A 22,961-nucleotide genomic window follows, 5' to 3' on the forward strand; every position below is an offset into this window, starting at 1 on the left:
CTGACCTTTACGAGTCGTCTTCGGTCGAAGCTTCGGTTTCTGAAGACTCCTCAGTTGGCTCGGCCGCTTCTTCGGCTGGCTTCTCCTCCGAGGCTTCCGCTTCCGGAGCTTCTTCCGCCGGTTTCTCCTCGGCGGATGCTTCGGCAGGTTCTTCCATTTCAGCCGCTGGCTTTTCTTCCATTGGCTCGGCCGGTTTCGCTTCTTCCTCCATCGGAGTTTCTGCCGACTCGGTCATTGGCTTTTCTTCGGAGGTGTCCGATTTTTCTTCGCTCTTTTCTTCGTCCGACTTCTTGTCGTCGGCCGGAGCTTCATCGGGGCTCCAAGCTGGTTCAACGAACAAGTCGTCGTTGGCTCGCAGCAGATCGATCAGCGGGAAGTTCGGCGAGATGTCCTGGTCGAACTGGTTCAACAGCGAACGGTACTCTTTGATCGAATCGGCGAGCACGTCGGCCGAAGCATCGTCACGCAGTTCCGGGTATTCGTCGTAGATGGCGATCCACTTATCCCAGGCTTGTTCGTACAGTTCGCGAGCTTTCACCAGGTTCGCGTCCTTGTAGGCTTCGTGAGCTTCAAAGACCAGACGGCGAGCTTCGATCGTGCGATCGGTGCTTTCCGACAAGGCTCGTGTACGCCAGTAATTAAACGCAACGATGTCTTTTTGACGATCGATCACGCCTTTGAGGAATTCCATTTCGTCCAGCTTGTTGGCCAGCTTGGAAGCCTCTATGGCGTCGGCGCTGTTGGCCTTTTGCATGTGCTTGACGATTTCAAATCGCGACACGCGAAGCGATGGCTGAGCTCCCTTGGCCAAGCTGATCTGTTCTTCGGTGCGATCTGCTTCGGGAGTGTTCAGTGCGGCCTGGGTTTCCTCGGGCAGCTTGGCGAACTTTTCCTGGTAAACCTCATCGCGGAACTTGCCGTAAGCGTTCTCGAACTCTTCGTCGGACTGGGCAATTTCCTTGGCCAGACGTTCCGAGTCGTTCAGCTTGATGGGAATACCGTAGGTCGATGGAAGTTCGTGGTCGCCGAATTCTTTCCACTCTTTATGAGCTTGGGCCCAAGCGGCCTGAGCTTTTTCGGAGATGTGCCCTTCCTTCTCGATTGCTTCGCCGAAGTTCATTAAGCGTTTGGCTGGGTACTGATAGAAAATCGTCGGCGACATGGCCCCGATGCTTCCCGCCCCAGCGTCGACCACTTCCGTAGCCCATTGATCCCACAAGCGTGCGACGAGCCAATGATCTGGCTTGCCTTCCTGGACTCCTTCGGCATCTTCAACAACCGAATAGTTCGTTCCTTCCAGATGCTTCTGGATTTCGTCGTGGAAGAGATCGTCTTCGGGGAAGATCTCGCGGTACTGAACTTTTTCGTCCGCGTTGCCGAACTTGTTGCCGAAGAAGTGGGCAATCGAGTTCATCATGCGGGGTTCGTTGTAGTTGTACTCGGTACCATCCATGTGATAGTTGATACCACGCTTGACCCACAAATAACGGTGCTTGTAGTTGTCGAACTCACGCGACACGTTGTACGACAAGTTCCAAGCTTGGAATTCCCACACCTTCAATAAGTGTGGATTCAAGTACGAGATGGTTTTGGCGGTTGCCTCCATCAGTGTGTACTGCTCGGTCTTCTGGTACTCGTTCAAGTTGCTCCAGAGGAACGTAATGGCGACACCGTCCAAGCCCAACAGCGAAAGCCGCATTGCTTCACTGGCTGGGTCGACTTTCCCCAGTTGTGCGTCAGAGATGTTGTACTCGCGCCGCATTTGGGCGAGCATCCCGCCTGGCTGGTCGGAGGTTGCCGGACGGCTGATGAGCGAGACCGCGATCAAAATCACGATCATGCAAACGCCGTAGATAACTTTATGGATGAAAGATTTATTCTTGCTCATGCTGCGATTTCTTTCGATTTCAGAAAGAAGTAGCCGACCGCGACGAGGGCGATCAAGAAGCCGAACACGGTAACAAATTGTTCCGCGACGACGGCGATAGGAATGTTATACCCGTCGACGACGAAACCTTGCGTGTCGAACATGCTGTAATCAGGCAGCATGTTTACAAATGCATAAATCAGGGCGGCAAACACCATGTCGATCCCTTTCACGACGTCTACCCAGAAGTAGTCGCCCAGTTCGGTCATGATGTTCTTCTGTGTAAATAGTCGCACCATGGCCTCGGCGGGACCACCCCCGTACCATCCGGTTTTTTCACCATAGATGACACTACGGGCCAGGTCTTTCACGTCGCCAGCGATGCTTCCGTAGCCCAAAGCCAGGAACGAGGCGAGCAGAGCCACTGGGCCATTCAGGAATGTACTGAAGACCAAACCAAAGGTGATGACCAGCACCACTTGCAGCCAGATGCCGAAGTAGCACTTGATGTAGTTCATCGTGAAGCTGCGGTTGGCTTCCAGGATGTAGACCGTGTTTTGAGCGACACCAAAGTACTGGCCTGGCTCGACACATTGGATCCACAATTCCAAGCGGCCCCCTTCTTCCGAAGTCAGGTCTTCCAGTAAGTCGAGTTCCGGCTTCTCCGCATCGGCTTTGAAGTTGGAGAGCGTTCGCGGAATGTAGTGCAAGTCCGATTCTTCCTTGGCGGTGAATGGAATCGCAATGCTACGTTCGCCGGTTTCTGGATTCTTGAAGTAGTAGTTTCCGCGGATACCTTCCGTGATGATCCCTTTGTAGGTTCGGAACACGCTCAAGTTGAACTCGACAGGAAGCATTTCCTTCGTCTCATCCCCCTCGGTCACTTCGGTCAGCATCCCTGCGTTGACGTTGTCGAACGTAAAGATGGCGGCACCAAAGGTACCCCCTTCGATGTAGCTGAAGTATTCCCATTCCTTACCGACGTTAATCCCGCGCGGTGCGGCGTTTTTACCGGAGCGATCCAGGAAGCGAACATGCCCGATATGGCGAACGCGGGCCTGGAACATGTCGGTCGGGCCATGCACGGTGTACTTTTCGTTGCCGGTCGCCCCTTCGTTCAGCGAGATCGCGTGACGATGCTCGTGCGTACGATCGGTTTCGCCGGTACCGTCGGGATAGATCGTGACGGCGTGCTTATGTCCGGCCGCTTCGGTCGTTTCGCCGATCAGCGTTCCGTCTTCCCCTTGGACAAGCTGTTCAGCGTCGATGTAATGCGTATGGTTGAAGCCCTGCATCAGGAAGATGTAAGAGACCACCGCCATGGCGAGAAGCACGATCGTACCGACGCCGACAAAGCCAAACAGACGCCCGAGGAACAATTCGCTCGGAAGAACAGGCTTGGTGTAAATGGTGTAAATCGTGCGGCGTTTGATGTCGTCCGGCAGGCTGAATACGCTCAGGGCGATTACCAACAGCAGCACCAGCCACTTCGGGAACGTCAGCACGAACGTCAAGTAAAGACGCACCGGCTGTTCTGCGCTAGGGTTGATATACCACCCGGCAAACAGCAGCACGACCATGAACAACGCAAAAACCAGAAGCGCTTTCTTGCGAATTGCTTCCTGGAAGGCGAGCCAGGTCATCGCGCTAACACGACGCGGCGAAATGGATAGGAGCTCTGGAACCGATTTCACGGCCGTGCCGAACACCGCATAAAAGGCCTCGAAAGGGCCGTTGCGGAAGACCGACATGATGAACCCGAACACCAGACCGACGACGATCAGGATGATCAGGGAAATCAGGAACGTGAGAAGGCCGCCAAGCTGCTCGCCCGGGATGGGAAGTAGCCACTCGGAAAGCGGCTGGATAGTATCTTCAATCCCCATGGTGACTGTTTCTTATCGATGATTCGCGTGGAAGGATGGGCCAATGCGTTCTAACGAGGCAACTACGATTTGTCCGATCCGGCACGGCGGCCAGGTCGGGCTTCGCTTTCGCGAACGATATTGAGGAAGAGTTCTTCCAGCGTCGTTGTTGGGTTTTCCACCGAGATGTTCTCGGCGTGTTCACGTTCCAAGATGGCTCGGATTTCGGCTTTCGCCTCTTCGCTGACACCTTTGGCACGGATTTGGGTTTCGTCGCTGACTTTCAGCAACGCATCCACGCGACCCAGTTCTTTCAGTTCGCCCTGATGCAGAATGGCGATACGATCGGCAACGTCCTGAAGGTCGGCCAACTGGTGGCTGGTGACCAGGACCGTTTTGCCCTGTTCCTTGAGTTTCAGGATCAAGTCCTTCATCTCGCGAATACCGATGGGGTCTAAACCGGTCGTTGGTTCGTCGAGGAAGATCAGCTCTGGATCGTTGATCAGTGCCTGAGCGAGACCGATTCGACGGGTCATACCCTTCGAGTATTCTTTCAACTGACGGCGTTCGGCCCACTTCAGACCGACCATCTCGATCAGTTCGTTCACTCGTTTCTGGCGAACATCGGCAGGCATGTTAAACAACTGGCCGTAGAAGTTCAGCGTTTCCCGAGCATCCAGAAAGCGATACAGGTACGACTCTTCCGGCAAGTAGCCGATGCGTTCCTTCGTCGCGATGCTGGTCGGATCTTGGCCGAAAACCAAAGCCTGACCGCTAGTGGGGAAGAGCAAGCCGAGCAAAAGCTTCATCGTCGTTGATTTGCCGGAACCATTTGGTCCGAGCAAGCCAAAGATCTCGCCACGACGCACTTCCAAGTCGAGTGCTTTGAGGGCTCGAACTTTTTGGCGTCCCCAGAAGTCGCGATAAATCTTGGTCAGATTACGCGTTTCGATGATGACTTCGTTGTCGGATGAGGAAGCAGACGATTGCGGTTGAGTTTCTACCGATGCCATGGAACCTGTTTCAAGCCACGGTGGTGCTTATGGGAAGAAGAAATAGATGAGCAGGAAATGATTTAGGGCGTGCTGCCGAATAGGTGGTTCGCCCGATATTCCCTGTTTACGCAGCTCAGCCAGCTTGGTTCGGCTAGCTTAGACTGCTTTTCTAACTCCTTCTGCCGAGTGGAGAACGACTAAGGGAAAAGTTCGACTATAAATCCACCGCAGCCCAGTGACAAGGAACCAAACCGTGACAGGGTCCCGACTTCATACGATCTTCCTTGGTTATTGTCCCCATTCTACCGCTTATAGGGGCAAGCCACCGTATTAGGGGCGGTCGATTGCCTATGCAGACAGATGACCAAAAAAAGTTTTCAGGGGTTTAGGGGGGATTCCCCTCGACGGACTGACATTTGGACTGAGACTAGGTATCATAATGACCAGCTTTGTTGGCCTATCAAGTTCTCAACCTCCCTTGATCCCTTATAGAGAAGGCCCCCCGCCGATGAAAAGAAGAGGCTTTACCCTCGTCGAACTCCTGGTCGTAATCGCGATCATTGGTGTCTTAATCGCCCTGCTTTTGCCCGCCGTTCAACAGGCACGCGAAGCAGCCCGCCGGATGCAGTGTACCAATCAGCTGAAGCAATGGGTTCTCGCAACTCATAACTATCACGACACTTACACAAGATTCCCAACAAGTTGGCAAGGGGGTTCCAATCAATGGTCCGCCCAAGCACGCTTGCTGCCGTATCTCGAGCAAAAAGCGCTTGAATCGGAAATCGATTACGCCGTCGATTACTCAAATTACCACTCCGATACCAACCGGTTTATCAATGGAGTGCCACTTCCGGCGATTCGAGTTGATCTGTTGCTTTGCCCTTCCGAGGTGAAGGATCAATTGCGACTCAGCAGTGGCAACCCATATCACTACCCATTGAATTACGTGATCAACATGGGCGTGTGGTATGTCTACAACGGCAGCAATGGCGGGAACGGTGCGTTTGTGCCGACGAAGTATCTTCGCATGGCCGACATGACCGACGGGACGACGAACGTGATGGCGTTCAGCGAAGCCAAAGCGTACACCGACTACGATCGCGAGAGCAGCGAATATGGCACCGCGGAAATCAACAGTTTCCCCGATGTCGCTGGCTATATCCAAAGCAATGTCGTCGAAGGAGCGCGAACTTCCGGCCATACCGAATGGGTCGACGGCAAAACGCATCAGACTGGTTTTACTGCCTTTTTCACGCCTAATACCGACTTTGTTCCCAGCGGCGGAACGCGTGCCATTCCGATCGATTTCACCAATAATCGAGAGAGTGTCGGTGCTTCAACGTTGTCCACCAATCCAACCCTCGCGGCGGTAACCGCTCGAAGCTTTCACCCTGGTGTGGTGAACGTGGCATTCATGGATGGATCGGTATCTCGGGTCACCGACACGGTCGATCTGGGCACCTACCGCGCGATCGCTACTCGCAACGGCGGCGAAGTCATCAATCGAGGCGATCTCTAAACCGAGCTCGTTGAGATCGATTCTGAATCTAAACATCAAGAACGCCACGCAGAGAAGGCTCTGACGTGGCGTTTTTTTCTGGCTCGACCGATCAAGGGCGCCTTTAACCTGAAAATCGATCGCGAAATCCTCGGTTTCTGGCAGCCAAGCGGTTATCATGCAACCTAAATCGGTACGAAATTGAAATTTCTGTGAGGGGTGGTCGTGGAAGAGCTTGTCGACTCGGAACTTGTTCAAGCAGAAAACCCGTACATCACCAACGAAGACCAACCGCGACGATCGCCGTGGAAAATGCCACTGATCATCGCGGGCGTCATTGCGTTTGTGGTGGTCGCGGTGATCGTGATTCGCAACGGAACACAAGAAGATGCCAACCGAGCGGCCGATTTAGTTCGCCAACATCCGATCGTCATCGAGCAGTTGGGCGGAATCGACCAGTGCTCGCACAACTTTTTCGCGAGTCTCAACGAAGGGGGCAAGCGGACCGACGTATTGGACGTGAAAGGGCCCAAAGGCTCCGGAAGGCTGATTACCTTCGAACTCTTCTTCAAATATCGCTCGATCGTGCTGCAAACCGACGAAGGCGAATGGGAACTGATCGAAGGGGATACCGACCAATAGGCCCGGTTTTGACGATTTCCTTGCCCAGGAAAACGAAACCTTTGGCCTGCTTCCGGCAATAAGTTACTTAATAAACGTGGTGGGCTCGCTTAGAATTGCCTATACCTACACATGGGGAGATTTTTTAAAAGGCTTCCCAGAATCCCGCCTTATCTTTCTCCGAGGTTGTCGCGAATGAAACGCCGTCACGGTTTCACGCTCGTTGAATTGTTGGTGGTCATCGCCATCATTGGGGTCTTGGTCGGGCTACTGATGCCGGCCGTGCAGCAAGCTCGCGAGTCCGCTCGGCGAATGCAGTGCTCCAACAATTTGCATCAGTTGGCCGTGGCAATGCACGTTTATCACGAAACCCACGATGCGTTTCCCGCCGCGTGGGATGCCGGAGGGCAATGGTCTGGCCTGGCTCGACTGCTGCCGTTTCTTGAACAAGGGCCACTGGAAGCAGCCATCGACTGGGGAACTTCCTACACTGCCTATCAATCCAACGGAGCCCAGGCCAACATTTTGAATGTCGGCGTACCACTTCCGGCCGTGGAACTCGATATGTTTAAGTGCCCATCGGAAATAAACTTACGTGCGATCGACGTCACCGGAGACGGCACCCCCGATCACTTTCCGTCGAACTATGCCCTCTCGCACGGCACGTTTATGGTTTACGACGGTTCGCAGTCAGGCGACGGCGCTTTCGGAGCGAACCGCTATACCCGCATCGCGGAATTCGCCGACGGCACAAGCAACACCATGGCCATTTCCGAGGTGAATACGTACACGCGGTTCTATTCCGGCTCGGAGTACGACAACTCGTCCGGTGTGCCGAGCCTTTCCGACGTGGCGAACATTATCAACACAAACGTCACCGCAGGGACGGCACCGGCTGGCCACTCGCAATGGGTCAGCGGCAACGTCCATCAAACCGGTTACACGGCCTTCTTCACGCCGAATACCATCTTCAATATCGATGGTCAATTGCAGCCTGCCGACTTCGTGAACAACTCGGAAGGGGCTGGCGATGTCGATCAGAATCCATGCATGGGTGCAGTCACGGCCCGCAGCTTCCACCCAGGGGTGGTGAATGTCGCGTTCGTTGATGGAAGCGTTAGCAAGGTAACCGAAACGGTCGACCTCAACGTTTACCGCACGATCGGTACTCGCTTCGGCGGTGAGGTTTCCTTACGCAACAAATTGTAACGATCGGGCAAATCGTATGACGGTTTCGGTAGGAACTTCAAAACCAGCTTTGTACTATTTGCAAAGCTTACAAATCAGCACGCTAGCAAATTGGGCTCCGTTTTTTTCTGAAATGGCGTAACTGCTTCATACGTTGTTGGTTAGGTTGCTCTCCAGATATTTCACGGCACGTTTGGCACACCTCGTGCTTTACTCTAGGACAAGCTCGTACGAAATGTTCCCCGAACGTCATCGTGCAACCTCCAACGTCTCGTTTCGTCTGTCCAACGAATCGAGCCCCCGTTTACAACAACGTCCGTCTCCTGATCCTCAGCCGGTTCACTTCCCGCAGTGAACCGGCTTTTTTTATGCGCTGCAGGAAGCGTTCAGTTTTCGGATTTCGTGGGGGGAACAGTCGAGCGCGGTGGGTAACTTGGCGATTTTCGTTAAGATAAGGGCATCACTACGTTTCATTTCCTGCGGAAACTTTCGAGAAAGAAATCTCGTTGGACGCCAGCCAATCTGCCGATTCGCCCTCGTACCAGGAAGCGTTGGATTATCTCTTCCAGCGAATCAATTACGAGCGAACGACCGACATCCCCTATCGCTCGCGCAGCTTCAAGCTCGACCGCATGCAGTCGCTGATGGACGCGCTGGGCAATCCTGAACGCAAGCTCAAGATCATCCACGTGGCTGGTACCAAGGGGAAAGGATCGACCTCGGCGTTCCTGTCCAACATTCTGTGGAAAGCGGGGCACCGCGTCGGTCGGTTTACTTCGCCCCACTTGGAACGCCTGGAAGAACGTTTCTGGCTCAACGGCGATAGCTGTTCCGCGGAAGATATCGTGCAGCTAGTCGATCAAATCCGGCCGATCGTGCAGCAGATGGACGAAACCGCCGGCCCTGAGGATCGGTTGACGTTCTTTGAGATCACCACCGCGATGGGATTTCTGCTGTTCGCCCAGCAAGAGGTCGACTTCGCAGTGATCGAAGTCGGACTCGGCGGTCGTCTCGATTCGACCAATGTATGCCACCCGCTGCTGTGCACTATTACCAGCATCAGCCGCGACCATACCGCATTATTAGGGAACACGCTGGCAGAAATTGCTGGCGAGAAAGCGGGTATTATCAAGCCAAATGTGCCGGTGGTAAGTGGCGTAATAGCGGTCGAAGCTCAGTCGGTAATCGCTAACGTGGCCGCTCAAAATAAGGCACCACTAAGCCAACTTGGCCGAGACTTCCGCAGCACGCCGAAAGCGACCGACTGGACCGAATCGGCTCGCGGGGCATGGTTCCAGCAAGCATTCGAGTTTCAGTGGCATGACCAGCCAGCCGAGTCGCTCGTCATTCGGGTGAAGGGAGATCACCAGGTCGCCAACGCCGGGCTGGCGATCGCGGCCGTACATCAGCTCCGCGAAGCAGGGCATTCAATTTCTGACGAAGCCCTTCGCGAAGGGTTGGCCACCACGCAGTTGCCGGCTCGTATCGAATGCCTCTCGGAACGCCCAGCGGTGATAGTCGATGCGGCTCACAACGATGCCTCTGCCGCCGCGCTGGTCGAAGTACTCGAGAAGCATTTCCCCGATCAACGGCGGCATCTTGTGTTTGCGTCGAGTGGCGATAAAGATCATGCGGCGGTCTTAGGGCAACTGCTAACCGCCTTCGATAACGTATGGCTGACGAAGTATGGCTTCAGTCCTCGCTCGACGAGTCCCGAGCAGCTGTTGAAGATTGCCGAGTCGATCGAGCACCACCGCAACGTACCGATTCATACCACCGACGAAGCGAAAGCCGCGTTCCATGAGGCGATGCACGAGATGCAAGCGGACGATGTCTTGGTCGTGACAGGCTCGTTCTTCATTGCGGCCGAGTTCAAACGCTTCTGGGCTGAAACGGCCGCCAATCAAGATGCAACGTTTCGTGCGACTCCGTAACATGTCCGCCCCAGAGCTATTTCGCGGTTCGCTCGATGGTACCGTTCCAATCGGCGGGACAGCGGTTTTCGTGCTGAGCCATGATTTCGTATAGCATCTTTCGCGGTCCAAACGACTCCGGCACTTCCTCAAGCATCTCTTTGGTTTGCGGCCAGTTACCGTCTTCAAAAGAAGCGAGTGCCTGAGAGTAATGGGCGGTCCATGGCTGTTCGCCGGAGTTGACGGTGAAGATCTGCGTTGCTTGCCGCAGCCCTGCCAGGCGGAAATTGCCGAGCCGGAGGAAGGTATTCGGCGGCATCGAAGGATGTTGCTGTAGCTGTGCGACCGCCTTTTCGTCCAGCAGAAACGGAACGCCTAGCGGTTTGGTAAGCCCTTCGATCCGGGCAGCCAGGTTCACCGGCGGGCCAAACGCGGTCACTTTCACTTGATCGCGGCTACCGATCATGCCGGCCACCGCACGTCCGGCCGCGATACCAATGCCTGCTTTCGGTGGCGATTCCGCACAAAGGAAGTCGGTGCCTGCGAGAGCCTGGGCGATTTCCCAGCCTGCTTGGATCGCACCTAACGGATTCTCCGCTGCATCGACCGGCCAGCCCCAAAAGCCCATCACCGCATCGCCATGAAAATCACCGATCACGCCCTGCTGCGCGAGGATGGCCGCGGTAATGATCGAAAGTGTTTCGCTCGTATGGTTCAAATAAGGAATCAGCCGATCGAAGTGCTCTTCGGTCGCACGGGAAAAGCCCCTCAGATCACAAAACAGCACCATCAAATCGGCCTCGCGCGGGGCGAGGAAACTGTCGAGATCGGACGAAACGTGATCGAGCAAACCCGGCGTAAAGAATTGGTTCAGCTGCGATTGCCGTCGTTCCAACGCCAGGTTCCGCGAGAGATTCGCGAACGTCGACCCGGCCAGCTCGGCGAATTTGATATCGTCCTGCAGCAGTTCGACCTCGGTCAAATTGCCTTCCAGACGAGCCCGCTTCCCGGAGATGTAAAGTGCGGCGACTTGCTGCAGCTTAATCTGAATCGGAATACACATCGCCCAGTCGTGCCCAGCGATTTGGGTATAGTCTGACTCAGCCGGGTCAGGATCGCTTGGCCAGACATGCAGTACGCACATTTGCGAATGGACGGCGTTCTCGATCAAGCTGCGGCTTGAACCACGTGGCGTTGAAATACCATCGCGACTGTCCCACGCGATTGGGGCGAACTGTGGCCCGGTCTCGCTTTGCGTTGGCTCTAGCAAAAGCACTTCCGTGGCGTGGGGAATGCCTTGCAGAAGTTGCTGCAACGTAATGACGATCAGCTGCTCGTGATCGGTCGAGGCGGTCATCTTCGAGACCAACTCGGTCAGCAGTTCGATCCGCCCTGGCGTTTTGCGGAAGGAGGCTTTGCGGATTTCTTCGGGGCGAATGGTGACTTCCGTCTTGGGGCTGCGATGCGGTAGCGGCATCGTCGGTTCCGAGTCTAACAGCAGGAACTCGGTGTGTCCGATGACGAAATGCTTGCCGGGGTCGAGCATAAACGAGATTCGTGGCCGCGAGTTGTAGAAAATCGGATTGACCGCTTCTTCCACCTTGCGGACTTCCAGCTGAACGCCATTCCAGTTCAATTGGGCATGCTGCGACGAGATCTGCTTGTCCCACGCGATCGGAAACTTGGGCGTCGTACGACCGATGACGATCGGCTGATTCGGCACGAGACGTCGTCGCCACCGCTGCGAAGAAAGCGTATCGCGAGCAAACAATTCAGCCATAGTCCCCCTTCGCTACGATTTAGTTCCGGTTTTGACAGGGGCCACGATCGTGGGCATCTCGTGGGGAGGAATTACGCTGCTGGAATCGCCGGTTGCGACCGCCCCGACATCGACACGTCGCAGCGCTCGCACGACAAAGTACCACAGCGTCAGCACGACCAGGATAATCAACGAGACCGCCAGCATGGCTTGCTGGGAAAGCTGCTTGCCGAGCTCGTGAATTGGCTTCACTGCAAATCCGTGGTCTTCCTGCACGACGACCACCAGCCCGGTCGATTGCGGGTCGCTGGAAACCTGGCCCTTTCGCTGCGGTAAGACAACATCCTTCGCGGCGAAAATCCATGGCTTGTTGTACTCTTGCCCCAGCTTGTCGTGCCCGATCGGATCTTTGCCGACCACCGGTTGATTCGATTGAAACTGGTCGAGCTTCACGCGGTACTGGTCTTCCTCCGAAAAGCGAATCGGCACCATCTCGCGGTTTTCCAGCAGTTTGTCATACAGCGGATGCTGCAAGATCACGCCATGCGTCGGAGCGTCGCGGCCATCGACCAACACGGCAAACTGATGCTCGGCCGGTTCCAGACTGGTGAACTTCCCGACATCGATCGACATCGCCACGATCCCCACCAGCTTGCCGTTGGTTCGCAGCGGCGTCGACATAGCGACTTTCCACGTGCCAGAGGCCGTACTGCGGAACACAGCCGAAAGATGCGTTTCGTTGATCGGTTCCGGGGTAGGGGCGGTTGGCGAAAGATCGGCCGCTCCTCCTTGGAAATAAGTTCGATAGCCGAAGTAGCCCCCAATCGGCGAAACGGCCGGGTCGGCATCGAACGACGACGCGATATGAAACCCATGGGCATCCACCACAAACCAGCTGGCGGTGTTCTTTTGCGACGGCAACTCGAACTGGGCCCGAATGCGGTCTTGCAGTGCCTGGCGATTAGGGTGCTGCTGGAAGGCAATCCGGTCAGGCGTTTGATCTGCCCCCGTCGCGCGGACTTCATGCAATCGATCCAGCAGCTCCTTCAGCTCCGGATCGTAGATGGTGTTCAAATACAGATCGAGAAACTCCGGATCGTCTGCCAGGCGTTCCACTTCCTCGAAACGCTGACCGATGGCGCTCGAGACATTCGTAGCGGCAAGTTCCGCGGCAAACTGATTGCTTTCGTGGGCTTTGGAGATCATCGCCCCTTCGCTGGTCGCCATCGCCGTTTTGTAATTCTGCCAGCCAAACAGAAGCCCGATCGTCAGCAGCACCGCAGGCCCCAGAATGCCTAGCACCAACAGGGGGCGACGATATCGGTTCCGTTCCCGCTCGTTCAAGGCGTCGTAAACTTCCTGAACGTTGTGGTATCGGTGCCGAGGATTGACGCTGATTGCCCGATCGATGATCTGGATTAACTCGCGGTCGATGCCCCGAATTTTTTTATGGTTCTCTGGCGGCGGCGAATTGGCGATCAGTTCACGATATTTCTGCAGTCGATCGCGAAGTCCGGAGGTCGAATCAATTTCTCCGACGCTGGAAGAAGAGCGAAACGGAGGCTCGCCGACGAGCATCGTATACAGCAGCGCCCCCAGTGCGTACACGTCCCAGCGGACATCGGGGGTGGCCTCGATGTCCGCTTGCTCGGGGGCCATGAAAAAGAGTGTCCCCAGGGCAGGGCGTTGATCGTTGGACAGCCGCGATTGGCCGAAGTCGGCAATGCGAGCTTTGCCGTCTTGATCCAGCAAGATATTGGCTGGCTTCAAGTCGCAGTGAAAAATACCTTTACCGTGGGCATGCAGCAGGCCAATCACCACATCTTTGAAGATGTGAATCGCGTCCTCGATCTGCATCGCTCCGCCGCGACGAAGTTGATCTTCCAGCGATCCGTTGGGAAGATACTCCATCACGTAGTAGGGAGGTTCCGAATTCCAACCCACTTCTAGAAGCTGGACAACGTAACGATCGGCCGAAAGAAAAACCAGTTTTTCGACTTCCGCCGAAACGACACTTTCGTCCAGTGCCCCGCGGTGGTGGTAGATCTTGATCGCGACACGGCGCCCGGTATTCTGGGCCGTGGCGACCCAGACTTCCCCATAGGCACCACGGCCGAGCAAAGCGTCCAGGTCGTAGCCAGGAATATCACACGGCGGTTTGCCCTTGGGGCGGCTCAAGTGTTTGGCCGCGCTCAATTGCCCCGGCGTTTGTTTTTGGGTTTCTTCCAGGCTCATAACATCGCAAGCATTCGAAGATTGGTTCGATCGCCACATTTTACGACCATTTTGCTCCCGTACCAATCGTGACATCGCTCGTCCTCCCTCGGACGACGCGAAAAGCCTTACGAGGGTTATCCCCTAAGGCCCAAAAAAGTTGACAACGAAAGGAAAGTTTCATGTTGGGTTTCTTCCGAAACGTGCTTCACTTGGCAGTGCTGGCGGCCGTTACGCTTGCCGCGGCCCAGGTTGCCTTCGCTCAAGCGGACGAAACCGATCCTCCCCTCGATGGCGAAGATGGCAGGCCGCTGGCCATCGGCGAATTCCGCCCCGAAGCGACCCTGAAGGTTCGCCAAACGAACTTATCGCACGCCAAGTTTCCTGTCGTCGACGATCACACCCACTTTCGCTACCGCTTGAAACATTCCACAGAACAATTAGACGACTTTGTCGCGGTGATGGATCGCAACAATATCGCAGTTTGCGTCAGCTTGGATGGTCGCCTGGGGGCCGACTTCGACGAGCATGCGAAGTACCTCTGGACGAAGTACCCCGATCGGTTCCTCATCTATGCCAACATCGACTGGCAAGGAGAGGGGGATCCTGACAAGCCGGAGACGTGGGCCTGTCAACGTCCCGAGTTTGGGCGCCGCATGGCGTTGGAATTGGCCGAAGTCAAAAAGCGAGGAGCTTCCGGGCTCAAATTGTTCAAGCAGTTTGGTTTGGGCTACAAAGACGCCGACGGTTCGTTTCTGAAAATCGATGACCCTCGCTGGGATCCTATTTGGGAAGCATGCGGAAAACTGGGACTGCCGGTAATTATCCATACGGCCGATCCGGTTGCCTTCTTCGACCCGATCGACAAGACCAACGAACGGTGGGAAGAACTGTCTCGCCATCCCGACTGGAGCTTTCATGGGGACAAGTTCCCTTCGCGGGAAGAACTGCTGGCGGCCCGAAACCGCGTGATCGAACGTCACCCCGAAACGACGTTCATCGGAGCTCACTTCGCGAACAACTCGGAAGACCTGGCGACGGTGACGGAATGGCTCGAGAAGTATCCGAATTTGTATATCGAGCCTGCCTCGCGGATTTCAGAGCTTGGTCGTCAGCCCTACACGGCTCGGGACTTCATTATGAAATACCAGGACCGAATCTTGTTCGGCACCGATGGTCCTTGGCCGGAAGAGCGTCTGCGGTACTACTGGCGATTCTTCGAGACCTACGACGAGTATTTCCCTTATTCCGAAAAAGTGCCGCCGCCACAAGGCTTGTGGTACATCTACGGGATTGGACTGCCGGATGACGTTTTGAAGAAGATTTACCACGAAAACGCCGCCAAGATCATTCCCGGCGTGAAAGAGAAACTGATGAAGTACAACGCGAGGCAATCCGCTTCGTAGGAGTTTTTTCAGTCGCGTCGAATCGGTGCATGTGAATGAGTGCCATGTCTTCGTCTGCGTAGTAATGCTTCGTTTCGTTGACCACATGCCCACGTTGGCGTGAGCATGGCACCCTGCGGTCAGACCCGGCACGCATGAACGGATTCTTCTACGTGCCGTAATAACGTTGGCATGTTAAGCCCACCTGTAAGTCGTAAATCGAGGTTTGTCGATTCTGACGACTGCGATACATTGGGCAAACTCAGGCTGTCGCCTCACTGCCTTCAATGCTAGCGGCGGCCAAGTTCACGGAGGAGGAAAATCAAATGACCCGGTACTCATCGGTTATTCTTGCGGCGATCACGTTTTCGCTGCTTACCGTTCATAACGTTTTGGCTCAGCAGCAGAGTCGCGAAGACATTGTCGTGCATCAAGCGACAAGCGTCTTGAACGAAATCATGGCCATCCCCGCCAAGGGCATTCCGCAAAGCATGCTCTCCAAAGCGGAAGGGGTCGTGATCATTCCGAACATGATCAAAGGCGGTTTCGTCGTTGGCGTTCGCCATGGCCGTGGTGTCGCGATGATTCGTGACGAAAACCGAGCCTGGCAGCCACCACAGTTTGTCACCATGACCGGTGGAAGCGTCGGCTGGCAGGCAGGCATTCAAGCCACCGACGTCGTGCTGGTCTTCATGACTCGCAACAGCATCCAGGGGCTTCTCAACGGGAAGTTCACCATTGGTGTTGATGCGGCCGCGAGTGCCGGTCCGGTCGGTCGAAACGCTTCGGCTGGAACCGACTTGTCGCTCAAGAGCGAGATCTATTCCTACAGCCGCAGCCGTGGCTTGTTCGTCGGAGCTTCGGTCGATGGGAGCTCGCTGCAGATCGATCCGATGGCCAATCGCAATTACTACGCCAGCACCGGGCTGACGCCTGCAGGTCAGCAAGCGACCAATACTCCGGTTCTGCCTGCCTCGGCGGCCGAACTGTTGGCAACGCTCAGCCGATACTCCGATAGCGCCATTGTCGAACCGCAAGCGACAGGAACCTATGAAACGCCCCAGCAAGGTGTCGAATTGAACCCTGCCATGGTTCCACAGCAGTCGGGTGGCGTCAGCGTCGATCAGTTGCGAATGGAACTAGCGGCGGCCTCGAACCGGCTTGGAAGCATGCTCGACGATCAATGGCGAGCCTATCTCGCACTTCCGAAACAGATTTACGAACAGGGACCGCACCCCAACCCTCAGGTCCTTCAGGCTTGTATCGCTCGGTACGATCAAGTTGCAGGGAATGCGAACTACGCCCAGCTAACGCAGCGACCTGACTTCCAGCACGTGCATGGCTTGCTGATCACTTACACCGATGCCCTGTCGGCGATGGCAGCCGAAAATGGTGCGATCCAGTTGCCCCCACCACCAATGCAGGCTCCGGTCCAGCCATAGACGGAAGTCGCGCGGCACCGCTGCGAGCAAGCCCATCTGAAATAAGACGCGAAGGGAGGCCGACGAAAGTTGGCCTCTCTTTTTTAATGCGCCGAAGTGGAATGCCCAGCACGCAGGCCGTGGAAGAATCGTTCCCCTTATTTCTCCGGTTATGACTTGGCCCCTTCGTTTTCATAAATTGTAACGAAGTATTGACCAAGTGTGCAAAAGATTTGCGCGGAATTCGGCCAAACGTGCGCGGAATCGAAGCTTTTCGGCCGAAGTGTGCGCGTGCAAAAGGGCCAAAATAGCGGGGCCGACCACGCCATTGCGGCAGGCTATCGCGACTCGCCCTGAAGCGTGAGGACCAATCGGCGACGGCTGGCATGGTTGCGGTGTTCGCACAAATAGATCCCTTGCCAGGTCCCCAAATTGAGCCGCCCGTCGGTGACCGGAATCGTCACGCTGCTACCAAGCATGGCTGCTTTGATATGGGCCGGCATATCGTCCGGGCCCTCCATCGTGTGGACGTATGGGAAGTCCTCTGGAGCGATCTTCGAGAACGCCATCTCCAAATCGGTCTGCACGTCAGGATCGGCGTTCTCGTTAATGCTTAAACTGGCCGACGTGTGCTGTATGAAAACGTGCAGCATGCCAACCCCAAAATCTTGAAGTTCCGGAAGCTCGGCTAGCACGTCACGCGTGATGAGATGGAACCCCCGCGAGCGAGCGCGGAGCGTCATTTCTTTTTGAATCCAGGCCATTTTGGCCCCCCAAGTGGAGCAGAGATCGATGGAAAAAACGGAAGCAGCAAAAAAACTTTTGGCAAGGGGTCTTGCCGGGCAAACGGTACAGCTTCGCGAATCGGTTCTGTTTCGGCAACCCGTACGGCGAACCTGCTAAGGAGGTTAAGTCTCCATTAAGGAGACGCTAACGCTGGCTTCGGTGGAAGTTAATCGGTCGTTTTTGCTTTTTGCCAATTCAAACATATGCTTTAGATCGGAAGCTACTGAGTGGTTTGAGGTTACTGAGACAATTCGCCTTGCGGCAACACGCAGAAAATTCTATTGACACGTTAAGCGATCAATAAATAATCGTGTGCTTGATCAGACCTGGGGAGGATCCTTAGGGACGATCAACGGCCAAATCTATCAGACACCTCGACCCACAAAGAAATTACCGATTTTTAATGGTCGATGTGGAGGCCGTCAGCACTGCAAGCCGAGAACTGTTTGGGTCTAGAGCCCTGATGTTCTTAAGTTGGCAGACTGCTGTCTCACGAGCGAACGGATATTGCTCTTAATACCCGCAAAGGTCAGCTAGCACGTTTTCTGTGCTCGCTCTCCTTGATCGATACGAACAATCCGGCTGTGTAAGCCGTACGCAATTCACACGCCCTGTGCGCCCCTGTTAGGAAAGTAGGTAATTCCCAAGATGCAGAAGATCAAGAACGTTTTTGACGCCATCCTGAAGTTCGGTCACGACGAAGACTTCGTTCCGGACGCTGGCGATGAATTCATCCCAACCGACGCGCCTGCTGGTTCCGAAGCCAAGATCGAAGTGCTTCGCCGTCGCGTTGAACAAGGCCTGCCGCTATGGCACGACGAAGATCGTTGCGACTACACCGGTCTGACGGGCGCCATTCGCCCTCGCGAGTAAACCCTCGCTGACAACGACGTATCGGATGATACAAAATGAAAGAGGGGTGGAATACCACCCCTCTCTTTTTATGCGCTGTCGGTAACTCTGTTTTTCAAAGTTGCGGTTTCTTAGCTGCTTCGTAGGATGGCTACCAACGTCGTGGGCAGACGGCCATCAGTTGTCTGCCGGACGCACCTAACTGGGAAGATGGCTTTCGCGCTGTTAAGGCCGTAGCCATCCTACGTTTTCCGCAATCACGCCTGCTGCCGCGTGATTAGGCCGCGATCCTCATCGGTTTCGTGGCCGGCTGGTTCACCTCTTGCGTGAATACCAGCGTGATACGCTCTTCCTCTTCGGCGTCGACCTGGTCGTGCAGTTCCAGCTCGTCGCGGAGGATCAACAAATTGGATGGTGCCTGGATGCCGAGGCGGACTTTATCGGCTCCAACTTTCACGACGGTGATCAGAATCTCTTCGCCGAGTCGAAGCTTTTCACCTTCCTTGCGGGAAAGGACTAGCATATGAATAAACCTCCATGTTTATGCGGTCTTGGGTATGAAATAGGATCCAGCGGCTAGGTGACATGCGGCCAATCCATTGGCCGCGGCCTCCTGAAAATCAGGCGGCCACTTGCAAAGCGGAAGCACTCGAAAGTTGCGTTCTCAGGAACCGCTCGCCACTGGCTCCATAGAACAAAATCGTGTTGGTATCGGTCTCCCAGATCGCCGTGCATTTGACGCTTCGCGGTCCGTGCAAGCAGAAATAGATCCCGCAAGGATCTTGGGCTCGCACAATGACACGTTCGGTCATGGGGAATACGCCCGGCTCAAGCTGCTCTTTGTCACATAGGATCTGGTAAATGTACTGCCGAAGGTGTTCCAGCTGCGTGAAACACGGGGATTCAGCGGCCATAGGTTGGGGATGCTCCGTATCTATACGGCCGAGTTCCGATCGCCATCGAAATAGGCCGTTTGGGTAACCTGGGTTAAGTGTTTGCAAAGTTAGGTATCGGCAGTGTGAACGTCAAAGTTTGACATAGATAGACTAGGAAGCATGGGAAATTTGTGATCGCGGCGCGTACAAAAAGCCCGAGCAGTCAAACTGCCCGGGCTTTGATGTTTTTCTGAAGATTGATGTACTTTTCTCGTACGTTTGCCGTTACTTCTTCACCTTTTCGTAGCGAGCAAAGGCAGCAGGGATATCAGCTTCGTCGGTGGTCCCTTCGTGAAGCAAAACGCGATAGCGGAGATTCATCGATTTGCCTGGCTCAATCGTGTGGTCGCCTGATTCGACGTCTTTCCCGACGAAGTCATGAATTCCGAAAGGATTTGCTGCGAACAGGCCGTACGTACGGACATGCCAGTGCGTTGGATAGCCGTAGCTGGACGGATGGTTCATGATGGTGATCCCAACGGTCTCGTCCTTCACAGGGCCGTAGTAATCGACCCATGCCGATTTCTTGCCCCAGGCATCTTTGTTCTTCGCACCCTTGTCGTTAACGATGGTGCCTCCCTTCTTTGCGTCGACTTTCATCGTGCCCGGCACGCGGATGCCAAACGCACCTTCTTTGGTGTCGCCGAATGTGACTGGTTCGTCTCCGGCCATCACCGTTATGTCGAAGTCGAAGTACTGCCGGCCTTCGTCTTGTCCGAACGTAATGGTGCGGCGATCCCGACAAACGACGGTACCGTCTGGCTTTTCCCAGCGATTTACAGAGACGATCTGAGCGTTCTCGCCGTCTGAGACCTTCTCGAATTTCTCGTGGATGATTTGGCCGCCGACGCCTTCTTTTTCGAGCCAGAAGTCGGTGCCATTCACTTTGCCGTGCGTAAACCAAACACTGCGATGGTGGGGGTGATCGTCTCGTTCATGCTCGCCAACCGATTCGATGGGAAAACGACGCGTCATCGGCAGCCCATCTGGGCCGAGCAGTGGATACAGAATGGGCTTCGCACCACTCTTGGTCAGATAACGCGTTAGCAGTTTGCCGTCATAATGGACGGTCAAACCATCATCTTCTTGCGTAATTTCGTAGGTGGCTGCCAAGCAGACGGACGAAAAGCTGACAGCTAGCAGAAGGCTTAAGAGGCGGATCATGCGCGGCATATCCTTTTGATTCAGGTGGGGTGTCGAACAGTGTAACGTAGAAAACTGTTCTCATCGTACCTGAGAGATATTCCGCAATCCAGCAAACGCCTAGTTTTGTGCCGTGGTAAAAGCAGGTTTCACGTATTCGCCGAGCGTCACGGCTTTGGCTTTGGCAATATCTTGTTCAATAGATTCAATCAGCTTCAGGTTTTCAGGCTGAATGCTCCACTGGAATTCGTGCGTGCTGCGAAGCGAAACGCTTTTAGCCGGGTTCGCGTGACGAATCGTTTTGCGAACTTCGCTGGGAACGGCCCCTTTGGCACTGATCTGATGGTTCAACTCGATACGGGCCTGGGGGAGATCACCTCCGGCACAAATGAAGTTCAACTGGGCCGACCAATCGCAGAATCGTGCGTAGGCATCGACCAACGCCTGATCCGAGATCTTGTTGAGATCTGATTCGTAGGTCAGCGGTTTGCCATCCAGTTTCAGGATCTGCGTTTGCGGATCATAGTTGACGCTGAACTTCGGATCTCGCAGAAAGTTCCAGAGTGGATCGTCTGGAAAATCACCGTGCGATTTGAAATAGGCAGAATGCTGCAGCACGTCTTGCGTCGACATAGTCAGCTTCACTTCTCGATTCGGATCGAGCAAAGTGATCTTGCCGGTGTTGTAGTCGATGATTGTCGCTTGCCGCGGCGGCGTAGCAATGACGTCGTAGACTTTGGTGCCATTGAAAACCGTGTGATAGGTAACCGCTGGAATTCGGGCATTGCCGCGATAAATCTGCGTTGTGACTTGAAAGTCAGCCGCAACGGAAGTCGCGATCAACGTGGTCCAAACGGCAAGAACAGCGAAGGTAAGCGTGGCAGTTTTCACAGGCTCAATCAACTCGTCGAAAGGTAATTCGCGGGGGCGAGATATCTATCTGCGAGGACGATAACGAATAGCGACCGGCGAAGTCTAGATGGATCACGGAAGAGGGGGCTACGCCACGATCGTGCTAGCATGTTGCCGGCTGATGCGATCCGCCCAATAGATTGGTTCCGGCGAACGATGCCCCGCAAGACAACGCTCGACGATTGTTTTCATTACTTCGTCGTCCACGCCAAAGCCGGCCGACACGTAGATCGGGTGCTTGGTCTTTTCATGCGGTCTGATCGCGTAGCCAAGCACGTCTTCTGGATTATTCTTCGAGGCGATAATTGGCTCCCACGATCCGACTCGAAGTTCAGGAGCAAGGACAACACCGCAGATCAACTTCTTCGCGACTCCGATGGTTGGAATGCCGGCAAGTGCTCCGAGCATCGTCGCGATCCCCATCCGTCTCGGGTGAAGTTTCCCGTTGCCATCGACCAGCAGGATGTCAGGGAGAATGTCTTTCTGCTGCATTTCGGCCAACATAGATAAATGAACGGGGATCTCGCGAAACGCCAAATAGCCGGTGATGTAGGGAAACTTGGCTTGATCGACGTATGTTTCCGTGCTCAATAGCGTCCGACCATCCATTTCGACTCGACTGCAGGCAGAGACCGCTGATTGGCCTGCGTAAGAGACGTCGATTCCAGCGATCGTGTGAACGTCGGTGATCCTAAGCGGTCGCCGCTGCGGACAGTGGAATTCGCGTTGCCAACGTTTAAGTTCTGCCAAGGGAGCAGAGCGAGGAGGCATTTGCCACTGAAATTGGGAAAGATTGACTTTCCCTGACGCGACGGCGATCCCTTCTTCCTGAAGTCGCAAGGACTTTTCGTGTGAGTCTCCCAAGCTATACAGACCAACTTCGCCGGTAGAACGAATCACTCGATGCGAAGACTTGGCTACGGGGCATTTGGTATCGAGTAAATAAGTCGCCACCCAGCGGCTGGCAACTGTGTCACCGAGTGACTTCGCGATTTCGCCGTAGGTGGTTACCTGACCCGAAGGAATGCCTTGGACGATCTGATCCACAAGGGGGCGAAGTTCGGTGATTCGCCGAGTAAATTGGTCCGCCACTTCACGAAGATTGGGAACGGCCATGAACGCGTCCTTGTTCGCTACGGAGAGTCGCCAGCCGAAGCTTTCGGACGCGGCAACTTACCTCTCAGCAGGGTAAAGAAGCCGAGGCCAAGGACAATACCAACGGCATCCGCTAAAAGATCCGTTGGATCTGGGGTACGTCCAACGACGAACATTTGCGTCATTTCATCGAATATCCCCAAAGCGATCATGCTGAGGGCAATAGCGACCGCCAAAAGCGGCGACCACCGAAACCCCCACGATCGAACGGCAAATGAAGCTGCAATGGCAAGCGTACCGTAGATCAGCGCATGGGCGACTTTATCCACATGAGGGAAAAGAGCTTTGTCGGCCGGATGGGGAATCGGCCAATGGGTTGCCGTAAATGCGATCGCCCAAAGTCCTAGAAGGACCAAGCTGGCTAAGATAGGCAGTTTTCGCAGCGGCATGACGGGCAATTCCGACGACTGGGATTGAGGATGACTTCAGCCTAATCGACGCCCGGTAGCCCC

General features: G+C 54.9%; 19 protein-coding genes. 7 read left to right on the forward strand and 12 right to left on the reverse strand.

Annotated features, from left to right (window positions below; genetic code table 11):
• Positions 1-7: 7 nt before the first annotated feature.
• The 3 genes from LA756_RS23890 to LA756_RS23900 all read right to left on the reverse strand — a co-directional run bounded on the left by LA756_RS23890 (position 8) and on the right by LA756_RS23900 (position 4,745).
• Positions 8-1,888, reverse strand: a complete 1,881-nt coding sequence (locus LA756_RS23890; RefSeq protein ID WP_224437238.1) for a hypothetical protein — start codon at positions 1,886-1,888, stop codon at positions 8-10.
• The gene (locus tag LA756_RS23895) at positions 1,885-3,753 is read right to left on the reverse strand and encodes an ABC transporter permease (protein ID WP_224437239.1); all 1,869 of its coding nucleotides are present in this window, start codon (positions 3,751-3,753) and stop codon (positions 1,885-1,887) included. The genes LA756_RS23890 and LA756_RS23895 overlap by 4 nt, the downstream gene beginning before the upstream one ends.
• 62 nt (positions 3,754-3,815) lie before the next feature.
• The gene (locus tag LA756_RS23900; protein WP_224437240.1) at positions 3,816-4,745 is read right to left on the reverse strand and encodes an ABC transporter ATP-binding protein; all 930 of its coding nucleotides are present in this window, start codon (positions 4,743-4,745) and stop codon (positions 3,816-3,818) included.
• 490 nt (positions 4,746-5,235) lie between these two features.
• On the opposite strand from LA756_RS23900, the gene LA756_RS23905 reads away from it, so the two are divergent.
• From LA756_RS23905 to LA756_RS23920, 4 genes are all read left to right on the forward strand, one after another.
• Positions 5,236-6,246: a DUF1559 domain-containing protein gene (locus LA756_RS23905; protein WP_224437241.1), complete on the forward strand. Its 1,011-nt coding sequence runs from the start codon at positions 5,236-5,238 to the stop codon at positions 6,244-6,246.
• 204 nt (positions 6,247-6,450) lie between these two features.
• Positions 6,451-6,867 (forward strand): hypothetical protein, encoded by a 417-nt coding sequence (locus LA756_RS23910; protein WP_224437242.1) that lies wholly within the window; start codon positions 6,451-6,453, stop codon positions 6,865-6,867.
• 174 nt (positions 6,868-7,041) lie between these two features.
• A complete protein-coding gene (locus tag LA756_RS23915; RefSeq protein WP_224437243.1) occupies positions 7,042-8,055 on the forward strand; it encodes a DUF1559 domain-containing protein in 1,014 nt (337 codons plus the stop codon).
• A gap of 485 nt (positions 8,056-8,540) precedes the next feature.
• Positions 8,541-9,968, forward strand: a complete 1,428-nt coding sequence (locus LA756_RS23920; protein ID WP_224437244.1) for a folylpolyglutamate synthase/dihydrofolate synthase family protein — start codon at positions 8,541-8,543, stop codon at positions 9,966-9,968.
• 16 nt (positions 9,969-9,984) lie between these two features.
• Here LA756_RS23920 and LA756_RS23925 read toward each other — a convergent pair whose 3' ends face one another.
• Positions 9,985-11,727, reverse strand: a complete 1,743-nt coding sequence (locus LA756_RS23925; RefSeq protein WP_224437245.1) for an adenylate/guanylate cyclase domain-containing protein — start codon at positions 11,725-11,727, stop codon at positions 9,985-9,987.
• Between the two features lie 12 nt (positions 11,728-11,739).
• Positions 11,740-14,016, reverse strand: coding sequence for a serine/threonine protein kinase (locus LA756_RS23930; protein ID WP_224437246.1), 2,277 nt, complete (start codon positions 14,014-14,016; stop codon positions 11,740-11,742).
• An 86-nt stretch (positions 14,017-14,102) separates the two neighbouring features.
• Between LA756_RS23930 and LA756_RS23935 the strand changes: the two genes are divergently transcribed.
• The gene (locus LA756_RS23935; protein ID WP_224437247.1) at positions 14,103-15,326 is read left to right on the forward strand and encodes an amidohydrolase family protein; all 1,224 of its coding nucleotides are present in this window, start codon (positions 14,103-14,105) and stop codon (positions 15,324-15,326) included.
• A gap of 305 nt (positions 15,327-15,631) precedes the next feature.
• On the forward strand, positions 15,632-16,747 hold the full coding sequence (locus tag LA756_RS23940) for a lipid-binding SYLF domain-containing protein (protein ID WP_224437248.1): 1,116 nt from the start codon (positions 15,632-15,634) through the stop codon (positions 16,745-16,747).
• 317 nt (positions 16,748-17,064) lie between these two features.
• On the opposite strand, the gene LA756_RS23945 is transcribed toward LA756_RS23940, so the two are convergent.
• Complete coding sequence (locus tag LA756_RS23945; RefSeq protein WP_224437249.1) at positions 17,065-17,490, reverse strand: secondary thiamine-phosphate synthase enzyme YjbQ; 426 nt, start codon at positions 17,488-17,490, stop codon at positions 17,065-17,067.
• A gap of 670 nt (positions 17,491-18,160) precedes the next feature.
• Between LA756_RS23945 and LA756_RS23950 the strand changes: the two genes are divergently transcribed.
• Positions 18,161-18,385 (forward strand): hypothetical protein, encoded by a 225-nt coding sequence (locus LA756_RS23950; RefSeq protein ID WP_224437250.1) that lies wholly within the window; start codon positions 18,161-18,163, stop codon positions 18,383-18,385.
• Positions 18,386-18,641: 256 nt separating this feature from the next.
• On the opposite strand, the gene LA756_RS23955 is transcribed toward LA756_RS23950, so the two are convergent.
• The 6 genes from LA756_RS23955 to LA756_RS23980 form a co-directional block, all read right to left on the reverse strand.
• Positions 18,642-18,887 carry a carbon storage regulator gene (locus LA756_RS23955; RefSeq protein ID WP_224437251.1) on the reverse strand — a complete coding sequence of 82 codons (246 nt, stop codon included), beginning with the start codon at positions 18,885-18,887 and terminating at the stop codon, positions 18,642-18,644.
• A gap of 97 nt (positions 18,888-18,984) precedes the next feature.
• Complete coding sequence (locus LA756_RS23960; protein WP_105349541.1) at positions 18,985-19,278, reverse strand: hypothetical protein; 294 nt, start codon at positions 19,276-19,278, stop codon at positions 18,985-18,987.
• A gap of 246 nt (positions 19,279-19,524) precedes the next feature.
• On the reverse strand, positions 19,525-20,463 hold the full coding sequence (locus LA756_RS23965; RefSeq protein WP_224437252.1) for a PmoA family protein: 939 nt from the start codon (positions 20,461-20,463) through the stop codon (positions 19,525-19,527).
• 99 nt (positions 20,464-20,562) lie between these two features.
• On the reverse strand, positions 20,563-21,333 hold the full coding sequence (locus LA756_RS23970) for a hypothetical protein (protein WP_224437253.1): 771 nt from the start codon (positions 21,331-21,333) through the stop codon (positions 20,563-20,565).
• 108 nt (positions 21,334-21,441) lie between these two features.
• The gene (locus LA756_RS23975; protein ID WP_224437254.1) at positions 21,442-22,470 is read right to left on the reverse strand and encodes an endonuclease V; all 1,029 of its coding nucleotides are present in this window, start codon (positions 22,468-22,470) and stop codon (positions 21,442-21,444) included.
• 17 nt (positions 22,471-22,487) lie between these two features.
• Positions 22,488-22,898: a VanZ family protein gene (locus LA756_RS23980; protein WP_224437255.1), complete on the reverse strand. Its 411-nt coding sequence runs from the start codon at positions 22,896-22,898 to the stop codon at positions 22,488-22,490.
• Positions 22,899-22,961: the final 63 nt, after the last annotated feature.

The organism is Bremerella sp. TYQ1 (assembly GCF_020150455.1).
Classification (GTDB): Bacteria; Planctomycetota; Planctomycetia; order Pirellulales; family Pirellulaceae; genus Bremerella; species Bremerella volcania_A.

Bases quoted from the DNA above. Each gene is read 5' to 3' on its own strand.
- LA756_RS23890 (WP_224437238.1), bottom strand. From the start codon at position 1,888: ATGAGCAAGAATAAATCTTTCATCCATAAAGTTATCTACGGCGTTTGC.
- LA756_RS23895 (WP_224437239.1), bottom strand. From the start codon at position 3,753: ATGGGGATTGAAGATACTATCCAGCCGCTTTCCGAGTGGCTACTTCCC.
- LA756_RS23900 (WP_224437240.1), bottom strand. From the start codon at position 4,745: ATGGCATCGGTAGAAACTCAACCGCAATCGTCTGCTTCCTCATCCGAC.
- LA756_RS23905 (WP_224437241.1), top strand. From the start codon at position 5,236: ATGAAAAGAAGAGGCTTTACCCTCGTCGAACTCCTGGTCGTAATCGCG.
- LA756_RS23915 (WP_224437243.1), top strand. From the start codon at position 7,042: ATGAAACGCCGTCACGGTTTCACGCTCGTTGAATTGTTGGTGGTCATC.
- LA756_RS23925 (WP_224437245.1), bottom strand. From the start codon at position 11,727: ATGGCTGAATTGTTTGCTCGCGATACGCTTTCTTCGCAGCGGTGGCGA.
- LA756_RS23930 (WP_224437246.1), bottom strand. From the start codon at position 14,016: ATGTCACGATTGGTACGGGAGCAAAATGGTCGTAAAATGTGGCGATCG.
- LA756_RS23935 (WP_224437247.1), top strand. From the start codon at position 14,103: ATGTTGGGTTTCTTCCGAAACGTGCTTCACTTGGCAGTGCTGGCGGCC.
- LA756_RS23940 (WP_224437248.1), top strand. From the start codon at position 15,632: ATGACCCGGTACTCATCGGTTATTCTTGCGGCGATCACGTTTTCGCTG.
- LA756_RS23945 (WP_224437249.1), bottom strand. From the start codon at position 17,490: ATGGCCTGGATTCAAAAAGAAATGACGCTCCGCGCTCGCTCGCGGGGG.
- LA756_RS23950 (WP_224437250.1), top strand. From the start codon at position 18,161: ATGCAGAAGATCAAGAACGTTTTTGACGCCATCCTGAAGTTCGGTCAC.
- LA756_RS23955 (WP_224437251.1), bottom strand. From the start codon at position 18,887: ATGCTAGTCCTTTCCCGCAAGGAAGGTGAAAAGCTTCGACTCGGCGAA.
- LA756_RS23960 (WP_105349541.1), bottom strand. From the start codon at position 19,278: ATGGCCGCTGAATCCCCGTGTTTCACGCAGCTGGAACACCTTCGGCAG.
- LA756_RS23965 (WP_224437252.1), bottom strand. From the start codon at position 20,463: ATGATCCGCCTCTTAAGCCTTCTGCTAGCTGTCAGCTTTTCGTCCGTC.
- LA756_RS23975 (WP_224437254.1), bottom strand. From the start codon at position 22,470: ATGGCCGTTCCCAATCTTCGTGAAGTGGCGGACCAATTTACTCGGCGA.
- LA756_RS23980 (WP_224437255.1), bottom strand. From the start codon at position 22,898: ATGCCGCTGCGAAAACTGCCTATCTTAGCCAGCTTGGTCCTTCTAGGA.